We start from the raw sequence: 12,677 nt of genomic DNA on the forward strand, positions 1-12,677 counted from the left end.
TTACGCCGCGTCCATTCGATGGTCGCCACGAACCAGAGCCGCGCGGTCGTACTCATGCTGAATGCTGCCGCCTGACATGTAAGCCGCACGGTCAGACATATGGGCTATCACGTCCGCGTCGTGGCTGACCAGCAGATAGGTCATACCGAATTGCTGTTTCAGGCGATTAAGAAGATTGAGTATTTCAGCCTGGACGGACATATCCAGCGCAGAGGTTGGTTCGTCCAGCAGCAGGATTTTGGGTCGCAGCAGCAGCGCGCGAGCAATGGCAACGCGCTGGCGTTGACCACCAGAAAGCTGGTGCGGGTAGCGCTTTGCCGCGTCTGCCGGTAATCCAACCTGAACCAGCGCCTCTTCAACGCGAGCGGCAATTTGTGTTTCCCGGTGAATAGCCAGCGGTTCCGCCAGCGTGCGGTAAAGCGTGTGGTTGGGGTGCAACGACGCGTAAGGGTCCTGAAACACCATTTGCACGTTGCGACGTAACTCCCCCTGAAAACGCACGCCGGGCTGAATGGCACCGTCCAAAAGTTTTACTTCGCCTTGCCATTCACGCAACAAGCCTGCCAGGACACGTAGAATAGTGGATTTTCCGCAGCCGGACGCGCCAATTAAACTGAACGTCTCACCTTCATTAATGACAAAGCTCGCGTTGCTGACGGCCGTCTTGACCAGGCCTTTTGCGGCAAACCGTACGCAAAGATTTTTTACCTCAACGATTGCCATGGTTTTCTCCTTGCAGGTTCTGAGTGCGGTCAAGCGTTGGCAGCATCGTGCCGTAAGTGGCGGCATTCGGACGGCAGGTCCACAACGTACGGGTGTATGGATGAACCGCGGTGGAAAGGGAATTTGCTGCCATTTCGTCGACTTTTTGCCCCTGATACATCACCAGCACGCGCTGGCAATGTTCTGCCACCAGCGGCAGATCGTGGCTGATCAGCAGCATCGCCATCTGGCGTTGTTCGCACTGCTCCACCAGCAGTTCAAGAATTTGGTTACGCAGGCGCGCGTCCAGCGCCGAGGTTGGTTCGTCAGCAATCAGCACTTTTGGATTGTTAACCAGCGCGATGGCGATCATCACGCGCTGTCCCATACCGCCAGAAAGCTCCGCCGGGTAGCGGGCCAGCACGTTGTTCTGCAAGCCTACGGCGTTAACTACTTCACCAATCCTTTCCCGGCGCTGGCTGGACGAGAGTTTTTGATGCAGGTGCAAAGCCTCATCAATCTGCTGGGCGACGGTTTTCACCGGATTTAGCGCGTAGCGTGGGTCCTGTAAAACCATGGCGATGTCATTGCCGCGCAGTTTTTGCCAGTGACGGTTTTTCATAGTTAGTAGATTATTGCCCAGAACGTTAAGCTGCCCGGCGCTTACTTTGCCCGGCCTGCGCACCAGCCCCATCAGCGCGCGTGCCGTCATGGATTTACCCGAGCCGGACTCACCCACCAGCGCCAGGCGTTCATTGCCAAGCGTAAACGAGAGGCCATTTACCACGCGCGCGCCGGGATAATCGATGTTTAAGTTACAGACTTCAATACGATTCTCAGTCATGGCCTGGCTCCAGCACGTCGCGTAATCCATCGCCCAGCAGATTAAATGCAAGGCTTGCTATCAGAATGGCGGTGCCGGGAATAGCCGCGATCCACCATTGATCGAAAATGACCTGCATGCCGTCGGCGATCATCGCCCCCCATTCCGCCATTGGCGGCCTTGCGCCAAGACCCAGAAATCCTAAGCCCGCAGCCGCCAGAATAATGCCCGCCAGATCGAGCGCAAGGCGCACGATCGCTGAAGGCAGACACAGGGGGAGGATATGTCCGGCAAGCAAACGCAGGCCGCGAATGCCCATCATTTCTGCCGCGGCAAGATAGTCGCTGTGACGCAGGCGCTGAATTTCACTGCGGGCCTGGCGCGCGTAGGCAGGCCAGGTTGTCAGCGCCAGTGCCAGAGCGCCATTCACAAGCCCTGGCCCGAGCATCGCTACAAAAGCGAACGCCAGAATCAGGCGCGGCATCGACATTACAACATCGGTAAAACGCATCAGCACGCGCTCCGGCCAGCCGCCGTAATAACCGGAAAGAATGCCGACCAGCAACCCAACCGGCAAAGTTATCACCGTCACCAGCAGGACCAGGCCGAGAGCGGGGCGCGAGCCGTACAGCAGGCGCGACAGCAAATCGCGGCCGTAACTGTCAGTCCCGAGCCAGTGCTGCGCGTTTGGCGATTGCAGACGGGCGGCAGCATCCTGCCAGTTAGGATCGAACGGCGCGAGCAGCGGGGCAAGCAGGGCAATCAGCATCAGCAGCGCGATAATCAGCAGGCCACAAAGTGCCGCAGGCGAGCGCAGCATTCGGCGTAAAAAGAGATAAGACGGCATTAGCGCACCCTCGGATCGGTGACACGCACCAGCACGTCAGTCAGATTATTGATGATGACAAACGACACGCCAATAACCAGCGTGCCGCCCATAATGGCGGTGGTATCCCCGGCAAAAAGCGCGGTTGTTAAATAACGCCCGATGCCCGGCCAGGAAAAGACGGTTTCCGTTAGCACCGCGCCTTCCAGCATTGAGGTGTAGGCCAGCGCAATGACCGTGAACAGCGTGCCGCGAATGTTGGGCAGCACGTGTCGTAGCAGAATTGTCATTTCACCCGCGCCCTTGGCTCTGGCGAGGGTAATATATTCTTTGTTCATCTCGCTCAGGCAGGCGGTGCGCGTCAGGCGGGTGATGCTTGCCAGCGAGTAATAGGCGAGGAGAAGCACCGGCAGCACAAGATGATTGATGGCATTGAAGAACGCGTCGCGGTCATCGGAAAGCCAGGTATCAATCAGCACAAAGCCGGTTTTGGCTTCCACGCTGTACTGATAAATATCGTCGAGTCGCCCGGGCCCAGCGCTCCATTGCAGGCGCGCGTAAAACAGCGCCAGCATCAGCAGGCCCAGCCAGAAGATCGGCACAGAGTTACCGAGCAGGGTAAATGTACGCACCGCCAGATCCCATGCCGAGCCGACGAACCGCGCGCAGAGCACGCCAAAAATCACGCCCAGCACGCTGCCGATAATCAGCGCGAGAGTAGCGAGTTCAAGCGTGGCGGGAAAGGTTGAGAGCAGGTCCCGCAGTACGGGCTGGCCGGTGGCGCTGGCGGTGCCTAAATCGCCATGCGCGAGACGAGTCAGATAGTGCCAGAACTGCACGGGCAGAGGCCTGTCCAGCCCTAGCTGATGGCTCACCTGATCGTACGTGGCCTGGCTTGCATGATCGCCTACGATTTGCAGCACGCGATCGACTGGCGAAAGCGCTGAAAGAGCAAAGGTGATAAGCAGCAGGCCGATAAGCGTAAGCGCCAGGGTAATCAGGCCCTGCAATAAGGTCAGAAGCGGGCGGCGTAATCGCCCCGCTGCTGGTAAAAGAGAGACGTCTGACATGTGAAGCTCTTGTTGTTGTAGTGAGTTTTTACCCTCACCCGGCCCTCTCTGAAAGGAAGAGGGAGAAAGGAAACCTTTCGTTCGTTTGGGGAGGAAAAATTCGATCCAGATCCCTCTCCCTTTTGGGGAGAGGGCGAGGGGAATAAGTTACTTACTCACGCGATCGTAATACACCATATCCGCATTCAGCCCCTGCTGATAGCCCTTCACATTTTCCCGCACTACAATTTGGGTTTTCCCCTGATCGACAAACACATACGGGGAACTACGCTGCAATTCTTGCTGGATTTGCTTATAGATATCCAGGCGTTTGGCCGGGTCGGCTTCTGCAACTGCCGCCAGCGTTTGTTTATTTAGCGCCGGGATCTGCCAGCCGTTCAGGCCCGCAACGGTGCTCGCTTTACCGTCGTTAAAGGCAAAGGCGCTGGCGTTAGAGTGAGCATCAAAATAGTCCGGGATCCACAGACGGATTGCCGCCTGATGCTGTTTAGCACGAACGCGCGCGTATACCTGGCTGCCCGCTGCCGGCAGCAGATCGATCTTCACGCCGCCCTGGGCAAAGCTTGCCTGCATGGACTGAGCGATGGTGATAAACGGCGGTTTGTTTTCCACATCAAGGGTGAAGTGCGCGTCTTTAATCCCCGCTTTGGCGAGAATTTCTTTCGCTTTGGCCGGATCGAATTTGAACGGGTTGTTATCGAGCGCCCCGGCAAAACCGACCGGCAGGAAGCTTTGATGGACAAAATACTGGCCTTTCAGCAGGTCTTTGGTAATACCTTCGTAATCCACCAGATAACGCGCCGCTTCCCACAAGGCCGGATTTTTCAGCAGTGGATTGGCGTTGTTACCCACGTTGAACACCATATAGTTTTGTTCGGCGGAAGGAATGCTAAGCACCTTAACGCCGGGTTTGCCTGCCAGCGCGCTGGTCTGATCCGCACCCAGGTCACGGGCAATGTCCGCGTCGCCTTGCTGGATAAGCAGCCGACGAGCCGCAGGATCGGGCACGTTTTTAATAATGATGTTTTTAACTTTCGGCGCATCGCCCGGAGATGTTGGGTTAGCGTCCAGCACGATGGCCTGATGCGGCTGGTAAACGCGCATTTTAAACGGGCCGCTGCCCGCGGAGTGCATCTTCAGCCACTCGTTGCCAAAATCATCGGCTTTGGCATTCGGCGCAACGGCTTTTTCATCCACGATAGAGGCAATCGGCGTGGAAAGAATGTTCAGTGCGACGGCCGGGCTGACGTCTGCCGTCCAGTGCAGCTCCAGCGTGTGGTCATCCACTTTTTTTAGCTGGCCTGCGATGTTGTCCGGCTGCCAGCCCAGCACGTTAAGGATAAAGGCTGGCGACTTATTCAACGTAACCGCGCGGGTATAAGAGAAGATCACATCTTCCGGGCGCAATGGATTGCCGGAGGAAAATTTAGCGTCCGGCCGCAGTTTAATTGTCAGCTTTTTATTCGCGGCATCACCCTGCCAGCTTTCTGCCAGCACCGGGACAACTTTCGCCGGGTCTTCACGATCGGCCTGCACCAGGCGCTGATACAGGCTTGGCACGGTTTGAATACTGGAAAGTTCATTAGCTTCAGCCGGATCGAGGCTGACGATATCGTCCAGGCCCTGGGCAACAACTAAAGTATTTGGCGGTGTAGCGGCAAAGCTGCTTGCGGATAAGGCAGCCAGCAACAGTAACGGCAGAACTTTTCTTTGCATGATGCACCCTGCATAAAAGGAAGGATTATTATGGGTTGTTATTTTTGGCCTGTTTACGTTAGGTGACGCAGAACTATTCACAAAGTCCAAAAATGTCTTTTCTTATAAAAATAAGATATAACCAAAAATGTTCCGCCATATGCAAACAAAAACGCCGGGCAATGGCCCGGCGTTGATAACGCTCAAGAAATTATTCGTTGATGTGCGGGTGTTGCTGCACGAGATTACTACGTTTCGCCTGCAAAGCTTCAATTTCACGATCCAGGTCTTCGATCTTCTGCTCGATATTATCGTGATGCTCCTGCACGATTTCACGTGCTTCCTCAATATCAGAAGCAGCAGGCGTTGCGCCTTTAAGCGGCTTGTTAGCGGTCTCTTTCATCATAAGCCCGGTCACCAGGCCGATAACGGCGATAACCATCAGATAATAAGCCGGCATCATCAGGTTTTCGGTAGATTCCACAAGCCAGGCCGCAAGCGTAGGCGTCAGCCCGGCAACCAGCACGGAAATGTTAAACGCGCTGGCCAGCGCGCTGTAACGAATATGCGTAGGGAACATCGCGGGCAGGGTAGATGCCATAACGCCGGTAAAGGAGTTAAGAATAACCGCCAGAATCAGCAGACCGGCAAATATCAGCCCCAGCACGTTGCTGTTAATCAGCGTAAAGGCGGGAATAGCAAATAACAGCAGCGCTATGCTGCCGAAAATAATAAACGGACGGCGGCCATAACGGTCGCTCAGCAGGCCAATCATCGGCTGCACGAACAGCATCCCGATCATAATGGCGATGATTATCAGCACGCCATGTTCTTCGGAATAATGCAGATTGTGGGAGAGATAGCTTGGCATATAGGTAAGCAGCATGTAATAGGTCACGTTGGTAGAGATAACGATCCCGATACAGGTCAGCAGGCTGCGCCAGTGTTTGGTGGCAATCTCTTTAAAGGAGACTTTAGGCCCTTCGGCCAGGCCTTCTTTATCGCCCTGTTCCAGCTTATCGATATGCTGCTGGAACGCCGGCGTTTCTTCTAAAGCATGACGCAAATACAGGCCGATAATCCCCAGCGGCAGCGCCAGGAAGAACGGTAAACGCCAGCCCCAGGAAAGGAAGTTCGCTTCCCCGACGATAGCGCTAATCAACACCACCACGCCCGCACCACAGACGAAACCGGCAATGGAGCCAAAGTCGAGCCAGCTTCCCATGAACCCACGTTTACGGTCCGGGGAGTATTCAGCGACGAAGATAGAAGCCCCGGTGTATTCACCGCCCACCGAGAAACCCTGCGCCATTTTTGCAAGCAACAACAGGATTGGCGCCCAGATACCGATAGTCTCGTACGACGGAATAAGGCCAATGCAGAAGGTGCTCAACGACATAATGATGATGGTTATCGACAGGATTTTCTGACGACCGTATTTATCGCCCAGCATGCCGAAGAACAAACCGCCGAGAGGACGAATCAGGAAGGGTACGGAGAAGGTCCCGAGGGCGGCAATCATCTGCACGCTTGGGCTGGCGTCCGGGAAGAAAACCTTACCGAGCGCGTAGGCAACGAAGCCATAGACGCCAAAATCAAACCATTCCATCGCATTGCCCAGCGAGGCTGCGGTAATGGCTTTCTTCAGACGGCTATCGTCAATAATGGTAACGTCACTGACCTTAATAGGCCTGACTTTCTTTTTCCTTTTTAACATGCTTATCCTCTTTATTTTCCTTGCGGGGCGAGACTGTCTTCTCACTAAGTGTAGTGGGCCAGTCACGATTCGATGGCTAAACTGTAGCACTTAGCCACATTACGAATCTTTATTAATAACCCGAGGAAATTATTAGTGAATACGTTCAACGAGCAAGCCATTATAAAGACTATGGCTAAGTTGAAAAGTGTGATCTTCGTCAAGTTTAACCGCTAAAGTAAATTTGTGCAGCGCCGAAATAACATCAATAAAGAAAAATTAACATCTGGATAACCTGCACAACGGAGTTGCTATGTCTGCCCGCGCCACCGTCACACAGCAAGAATATTTGCTCAAGGACGATACCACCCTGATGTCCACCACCGATTTACAAAGCTACATGACCCACGCTAACGACTCCTTCGTGCAGGTCAGCGGCTATGAATTGCACGAGCTTACCGGTACTCCACATAACCTTGTTCGCCATCCGGATATGCCGAAAGCGGCCTTTGCCGACATGTGGTTTACCCTGCAGCAGGGCGAGCCGTGGACCGGCATCATTAAAAACCGGCGGAAAAATGGTGACCATTACTGGGTTCGCGCCAACGCTATCCCGGTGGTTCGCAAGGGTAAAACCACAGGCTATATGTCGATTCGTACTAATGCGACGCCAGAGGAAGTGGCTGCGGTGGAACCGTTGTATAAGGCTCTGAATGAGGGGCGGGCGAACCGCCGTTTGTTTAAAGGATTAGTGCTGCGTAAAAACTGGTTTGGCAAATTACCGACGATTTCCCTGCGCTGGCGCATTCGGACGATGATGGCAGGGCTGTTTGCCGTATTGATGATTGCTGCGGTAACGATGGGGCAAAGCACGCTGCAGCTGCTGATTAGCGCACTGGCGACCGCGCTGGTCTGTGGTCTGCTTGAGTGGCAAATCGCTCGACCGCTGGAAAATGTCGCTCGCCAGGCGCTGGCGGTGGCAACGGGGGATCGTCATAAAATCGATCATCTCGCACGTGTCGATGAGATTGGTATGACGCTACGCGCCATCGGCCAGCTTGGTTTGATGTGTCGCTGGTTGGTAAACGATGTCAGTCATCAGGCCGAAAGCGTGCGCAGCGGTAGCGAAACGCTGGCAAAAGGTAACGACGAGTTAAACGAGCGCACGCGCCAGTCGGTAGACAACGTGCAGCAGACGGTTGCCACGATGAATCAAATGGCCGCCTCGGTGCAGAATAATTCCGAAACTGCCGCTGCGGCAGATAAGCTTTCCAGCTCAGCCAGCGATGCTGCGGCCCACGGCGGGCGGGCGATGGAAACCGTCGTCACCACGATGGATGATATTGCCGACAGTACCCAGCGCATCGGCTCCATCACCACTCTGATTAACGATATCGCTTTCCAGACGAACATCCTGGCGCTTAACGCTGCGGTAGAAGCGGCGCGCGCCGGGGAGCAGGGTAAAGGTTTTGCCGTAGTGGCCGGGGAAGTCAGAAACCTGGCAAGCCGCAGTGCGGCGGCGGCCAACGATATCCGCAAGCTAATCGATGCCAGCGCCAGCAAGGTGCAGTCCGGCACCGTCCGGGTTCACGAGGCGGGACGCACCATGCAGGATATCGTCTCCCAGGTGCAGAACGTCACCCAGCTTCTGGGACAGATCAGCAACGCGACGTCTGAACAGGCGGATGGGCTGGCAGACTTAACCCGCGCGGTGGCGGAGCTGGACGCAGTAACCCGAAAAAATGCTGCGCTGGTGGAGGAAGGGGCGCATGTCTCCGCGATGGTGAAACATCGGGCTGCACGCCTTGAGGATGCTGTGACGGTATTGGGATAAACGATGGTTGGCGGGAACGATAATCCCGCCAGCTTCAGACGTTATTAGCTCCGCTTATATAACCGTCGGGGGTGGCCAATCTTTCCGTAAAGCATCTCCACGCTGAGAAAACCCTTCTCCACGCAGTGCTCCAGGTAGCGCCGAGCGGTGGTTTTGCTAAGCCTGGTTTCGCTCACTACATCATCAACAGAAAAGTGGCGGTGCTCCTCATCCTCCCTGAACAGCCGCTGTACCAGATCTAAGGTATTTTCTTCGATCCCCTTACTCCCCGCATCGAGCGGAGCGTTTCTGGCCTGCAATTCGTAGAGTTTATCGACATTTTGCTGATCCACCACTTTCCACACCCGTTGCTGCTGGTTAAATTTAACATAGCGTTCAAGCGAGTGGCTTAGCCGCTTCCACGATACGGGCTTGAGGATGTAGTCGAAAGCGCCGTTGCGAATAGCCTGGCTGCAGGTATCCATGTCGCTGGCGGCGGTGATAAAAATCACCGAGCAGGCGAGCTGCTTCAACAGACCGCTGCCAATCAGCGTAATACCTTTGCCGTCCGGCAGATAATTATCCAACAGGATTAGCTGCGGCTGTTTGTCACGTAGCTGGCGTTGGGCGTCGGCCAGGCTGCTGGCGATACCCACCAGATTTAGATGCGGGTGCTTTTCAATCAGTTCAGCATGGAGCTGAGCAAGTTCGCTCTCATCCTCCACGATCAGAACGTTTATCATTTCAGGTTGCATAATCAACGGCTTCCGTCGGGTTAAGGGGGGACTCCGGAACAACAACGTCTGGAATAAATACTGAGAAAATCGTGCCGCGCGGCAGATTGTCGGATACCTCTATTGTGCCTTTAGCCAGCGCGACATAGCTGGCGATAAGATGCAGGCCGAGGCCGTGATCGCCGTGGGTTTTGGTAGTTACGCCAGGGGTGAAGATATGCTCCCGCAGTTCTGGGGCAATTCCCACGCCTTTGTCTGCGACTTCAATAATCAGTTCGCGATCGTTCATTACGATATATACCTCCACCGGTTCATGATCGCCTTCCGAGCGCTGAGTCGCTTCGATGGCGTTATCCAGCAGATTGCCGATAACTGAAATCAGCTCCGACTCCGGTAGTGCGGAAGGCATGCGTGGCATACTACAGGCCGGATCGAAGGCCAGCGTTACGCCCTTTTCCCGCGCTCTGGCATATTTACCTAATAGCAGGCCGCACAGCGTAGCGGAGCAGAAACGCGCCGAGACGAAATCCAGCGCTTCCTGCGCGTGTTCAGATTGGGCTTTAATATAGTGAATCGCCTCGTCGTAGCGTGCCATGTGAAGTAAACCAGCCAGCGTCGCCATGCGGTTTAGCTGTTCGTGGCGCATGATGCGCAAGTTGTCCACGTAGCGTTTTACCTGACTAAGCTGGAAGCTGAGACTGTCGATATCTTTGCGATCGCGGAAAGTGATTACCCAGCCCTGGAGCTTCCCTTCAAGTTCGATGCGCACTCTGCTTGCGATCACGCTTAACTCGTTGAATGTACAGATCTCGTCGTGAGTATCACGCGCCAGCATGATACTGGAATCAAAAAAAGCCATCGGATTAATGACGTCAGTCAGGTGGCGGCCACGGATCTCACGTGAAGGCTGCTTCAACCCCAGCAGCTTTTTCGCCGCCTTGTTGATTACTTCGATACGCGAGCGATCGTCAATGGCGATTACCCCTTCGTAGATAGACTCCATCATCGCTTTCTGCTGGCGCACCAGCAGGCTGATTTGTCGCGGTTCAAGCCAGAACATCTGCTTTTTAATGCTGCGAGTGAAAAACCATGAAAAAACAAACAGCGCCAGCAGCAAGATCGCCGCCGCCAGTAGAATATTAATTACTTTGCTGGAAGTTACATCGTCGAGATAGCTCTTCAGATAACCGACGGAGACGATACCGATCACCTTACCGTCGTGATTAAAAATTGGCGCTTTGCTGCGCAGGGAAAGTCCCAATCCGCCTTTGCGGATAGTGGTGATGCTTTTACCCTGTAACACCTCTTCGTTATCGCCGCCCACCAGTGTCTTTCCCACCCGGTCTTTAAACACGGAATGAAACAGATGAATACCACGGTTATCGCCAATCACGATAAAGCTGGCGTCGCTATAGCTAACTATCTGCTTCATAAACTTATCAATCGCCGGGATATCTTTTCTTTCAACTGATTGCTGCAGAGAAGGAATTAAGGCGATATCTTCTGCCTGAATTTTTGCGCGGATGCTCATTTCCTGGTAGAGCTGACGGCCGACGTCGAAATAGTAATATGTTCCCAGAAGGGTAAGTAACACTGAGAAAAATATTACCAGATAAATAAATAAACGTATTTGAAAGGAAACTTTCATGGGCCAGGCATTATTCAGAGAAACCAAATGCCAGCTTAACACTGATGCACCGCAGGTTGCGTGGCTTTAGCCAAAACTTTGAACGATCTCACGCAACGGAGATTTTCATCCGGCGGCGGGTATGTTTAAGGCTTTTTTAAGTTAGGCAATAAAAACCATAAAAACCACGGCGGGAATAAAAACCATTAAAACCATAGAGACCTTTAAATTAACGGTTTTAATCTGCTATCCCTCACACTACCCGTGGATTTAATCTCTTAGTCTGGTCCTGTAAATTAAAATAAGGGGCTTGATTATGAGCACGACCGATGATTCTTACTCTGTAGTTCCCAACGCAATAAATATAAATAAACCACCACTTAAAGAGCGCTGGTGGAATATTCTTGATACCTGGAAGGTGGGCATTATTCCGCTGCCGCTGTTTATATTAGCAGGAGCTCTGATTGTTATAGACTGCCTGAGCGGCAAACTGCCAAGTGACATCGTGGTGATGGTGGCCACGCTGGCGTTCTTCGGTTTTGCCTGCGGCGAATTCGGCAAGCGCTTGCCAATTATTGGAAAAATGGGTGCGGCCGCCATCTGCGCCACCTTTATCCCTTCCGCGCTGGTTTACTACGGTTGGTTACCGGACGTAGTGGTGGATTCCACCACAAAATTCTACAAATCCACCAATATTCTCTATCTCTATATCTGCTGCATTATCGTTGGCAGCATCATGAGCATGAACCGCACCACGCTTATACAGGGCTTTCTGCGCATCTTCTTTCCGATGCTGTGTGGCGAAGTGGTGGGGATGCTGGTGGGCATGGGCGTTGGTCTGGCGTTGGGCCTTGAGCCGTTCCAGATCTTCTTCTTTCTGATCCTGCCGATCATGGCTGGCGGCGTGGGAGAAGGAGCGATCCCGCTATCCATAGGTTACGCCACGCTGCTGCATATGGAGCAAGGCGTGGCGCTGGGGCGCATTTTGCCTGTCGTGATGCTTGGCAGCCTGACGGCAATTGTTATCTCCGGCTGCCTCAACCAATTGGGAAAACGCTTCCCGCACCTGACCGGTGAAGGCGAACTCATGCCGGGCAAGGCCAACGGCGCCGAAAAAACGTCGTCCTCTTCTGTCTTTAGCGGTAAAGCGGATGTCACCACCATTGCTGCTGGCGCACTTTTGGCGGTGCTGTTGTACATGGTCGGCATGCTGTTGCACAAGCTGATTGGCCTGCCTGCTCCGGTTGGCATGCTGTTCATTGCCGTACTTATTAAGCTGTGCCACGGCGTTTCCCCACGCATGCTGGAAGGCTCGCAGGTGGTTTATAAATTCTTCCAGACCTCTGTGACCTACCCGATTTTGTTTGCCGTAGGCGTCGCCATCACGCCGTGGGAAGAACTGGTTAATGCTTTCACCTTCACCAACCTTGCGGTGATCGTCAGCACCGTGGGCACGCTGGTCGCTACCGGCTTCTTCGTCGGGAAAAAGATAGGCATGCATCCGATTGACGTGGCTATTGTCTCTTGCTGCCAGAGTGGGCAGGGCGGCACTGGCGACGTCGCCATTCTCACCGCCGGTAACCGTATGGCGCTGATGCCTTTCGCCCAGATTGCCACCCGCATCGGCGGAGCGATCAACGTCTCGGTCGCGCTGCTGGTTCTCGGCAACTTTCTTGTCTGACTTTTGATTA

10 protein-coding genes are annotated in these 12,677 nt (G+C 54.0%); 2 read left to right on the forward strand and 8 right to left on the reverse strand.

Going from position 1 to position 12,677, the window contains the following annotated elements; all coding sequences use genetic code 11:
• The 6 genes from E2L00_RS09230 to proP all read right to left on the reverse strand — a co-directional run bounded on the left by E2L00_RS09230 (window position 1) and on the right by proP (window position 6,833).
• Entirely contained in the window at window positions 1-723 is a 723-nt protein-coding gene (locus E2L00_RS09230) for an ABC transporter ATP-binding protein (RefSeq protein ID WP_167610215.1), read from the reverse strand.
• Window positions 710-1,546: an ABC transporter ATP-binding protein gene (locus tag E2L00_RS09235; protein ID WP_167610218.1), complete on the reverse strand. Its 837-nt coding sequence runs from the start codon at window positions 1,544-1,546 to the stop codon at window positions 710-712. Before E2L00_RS09235 ends, E2L00_RS09230 begins: the two co-directional genes overlap by 14 nt.
• Entirely contained in the window at window positions 1,539-2,372 is an 834-nt protein-coding gene (locus tag E2L00_RS09240) for an ABC transporter permease (RefSeq protein WP_167610221.1), read from the reverse strand. The genes E2L00_RS09235 and E2L00_RS09240 overlap by 8 nt, the downstream gene beginning before the upstream one ends.
• Window positions 2,372-3,421, reverse strand: a complete 1,050-nt coding sequence (locus E2L00_RS09245; RefSeq protein WP_167610224.1) for an ABC transporter permease — start codon at window positions 3,419-3,421, stop codon at window positions 2,372-2,374. The genes E2L00_RS09240 and E2L00_RS09245 overlap by 1 nt, the downstream gene beginning before the upstream one ends.
• Window positions 3,422-3,568: 147 nt before the next feature.
• On the reverse strand, window positions 3,569-5,137 hold the full coding sequence (locus E2L00_RS09250) for an ABC transporter substrate-binding protein (protein WP_167610225.1): 1,569 nt from the start codon (window positions 5,135-5,137) through the stop codon (window positions 3,569-3,571).
• A gap of 190 nt (window positions 5,138-5,327) precedes the next feature.
• Window positions 5,328-6,833 carry a glycine betaine/L-proline transporter ProP gene (gene proP, locus E2L00_RS09255; protein ID WP_167610227.1) on the reverse strand — a complete coding sequence of 502 codons (1,506 nt, stop codon included), beginning with the start codon at window positions 6,831-6,833 and terminating at the stop codon, window positions 5,328-5,330.
• Between the two features lie 292 nt (window positions 6,834-7,125).
• On the opposite strand from proP, the gene E2L00_RS09260 reads away from it, so the two are divergent.
• Window positions 7,126-8,646, forward strand: a complete 1,521-nt coding sequence (locus tag E2L00_RS09260; RefSeq protein ID WP_167610230.1) for a methyl-accepting chemotaxis protein — start codon at window positions 7,126-7,128, stop codon at window positions 8,644-8,646.
• Between the two features lie 44 nt (window positions 8,647-8,690).
• Here E2L00_RS09260 and E2L00_RS09265 read toward each other — a convergent pair whose 3' ends face one another.
• Entirely contained in the window at window positions 8,691-9,380 is a 690-nt protein-coding gene (locus tag E2L00_RS09265) for a response regulator (RefSeq protein WP_167610233.1), read from the reverse strand.
• Window positions 9,370-11,007, reverse strand: coding sequence for an ATP-binding protein (locus E2L00_RS09270; protein ID WP_167610236.1), 1,638 nt, complete (start codon window positions 11,005-11,007; stop codon window positions 9,370-9,372). Before E2L00_RS09270 ends, E2L00_RS09265 begins: the two co-directional genes overlap by 11 nt.
• A 295-nt stretch (window positions 11,008-11,302) precedes the next feature.
• Between E2L00_RS09270 and E2L00_RS09275 the strand changes: the two genes are divergently transcribed.
• Window positions 11,303-12,667: a 2-hydroxycarboxylate transporter family protein gene (locus E2L00_RS09275; protein WP_167610239.1), complete on the forward strand. Its 1,365-nt coding sequence runs from the start codon at window positions 11,303-11,305 to the stop codon at window positions 12,665-12,667.
• The last annotated feature ends 10 nt before the right edge of the window (window positions 12,668-12,677 follow it).

The organism is Cedecea colo (assembly GCF_011808225.1).
GTDB classification, from domain to species: domain Bacteria; phylum Pseudomonadota; class Gammaproteobacteria; order Enterobacterales; family Enterobacteriaceae; genus Dryocola; species Dryocola colo.

Excerpts from the sequence above, each read along its gene's own strand:
- E2L00_RS09230 (WP_167610215.1), bottom strand. The coding sequence starts at position 723 with ATGGCAATCGTTGAGGTAAAAAATCTTTGCGTACGGTTTGCCGCAAAA.
- E2L00_RS09235 (WP_167610218.1), bottom strand. The coding sequence starts at position 1,546 with ATGACTGAGAATCGTATTGAAGTCTGTAACTTAAACATCGATTATCCC.
- E2L00_RS09240 (WP_167610221.1), bottom strand. The coding sequence starts at position 2,372 with ATGCCGTCTTATCTCTTTTTACGCCGAATGCTGCGCTCGCCTGCGGCA.
- E2L00_RS09245 (WP_167610224.1), bottom strand. The coding sequence starts at position 3,421 with ATGTCAGACGTCTCTCTTTTACCAGCAGCGGGGCGATTACGCCGCCCG.
- E2L00_RS09250 (WP_167610225.1), bottom strand. The coding sequence starts at position 5,137 with ATGCAAAGAAAAGTTCTGCCGTTACTGTTGCTGGCTGCCTTATCCGCA.
- proP (WP_167610227.1), bottom strand. The coding sequence starts at position 6,833 with ATGTTAAAAAGGAAAAAGAAAGTCAGGCCTATTAAGGTCAGTGACGTT.
- E2L00_RS09260 (WP_167610230.1), top strand. The coding sequence starts at position 7,126 with ATGTCTGCCCGCGCCACCGTCACACAGCAAGAATATTTGCTCAAGGAC.
- E2L00_RS09265 (WP_167610233.1), bottom strand. The coding sequence starts at position 9,380 with ATGCAACCTGAAATGATAAACGTTCTGATCGTGGAGGATGAGAGCGAA.
- E2L00_RS09270 (WP_167610236.1), bottom strand. The coding sequence starts at position 11,007 with ATGAAAGTTTCCTTTCAAATACGTTTATTTATTTATCTGGTAATATTT.
- E2L00_RS09275 (WP_167610239.1), top strand. The coding sequence starts at position 11,303 with ATGAGCACGACCGATGATTCTTACTCTGTAGTTCCCAACGCAATAAAT.